Source organism: Pseudomonas sp. PNPG3 (assembly GCF_023093815.1).
Taxonomy (GTDB): domain Bacteria; phylum Pseudomonadota; class Gammaproteobacteria; order Pseudomonadales; family Pseudomonadaceae; genus Aquipseudomonas; species Aquipseudomonas asiatica.
The window spans coordinates 1-272 of the sequence record NZ_JALLKV010000214.1 but is presented as its reverse complement, the minus strand read 5'-3'; the positions used below and the strand labels follow the sequence as shown (position 1 = coordinate 272).

Sequence of the window (272 nt, the reverse complement as noted above, 5' to 3'; positions counted from 1 at the left end):
CTTTCCCGGACGGCAGCAAGCTGGTGACCGTCCACCATCCGATTCCCTGACCAGGAGCGCACGTGATTCCAGGCGAATTCTTGCTCGACGACGGCGATATCGCCATCAACGCCGGCCGGCGCACCCTGACGGTCGTGGTGGCCAACGCCGGCGACCGCCCGATCCAGGTCGGCTCGCACTACCATTTCTACGAAGTCAACGACGCGCTGCGCTTCGAGCGCGCGGCCACGCTCGGCATGCGCCTGAACATCGCGGCCGGCACCGCGGTGCGC

1 protein-coding gene is annotated in these 272 nt (G+C 67.6%); it reads left to right on the top strand.

Going from position 1 to position 272, the window contains the following annotated elements:
- Positions 1 to 62: 62 nt before the first annotated feature.
- On the top strand, positions 63 to 272 hold a 210-nt coding region (gene ureB / locus MJ643_RS30780), incomplete at its 3' end, for an urease subunit beta (protein WP_247727319.1).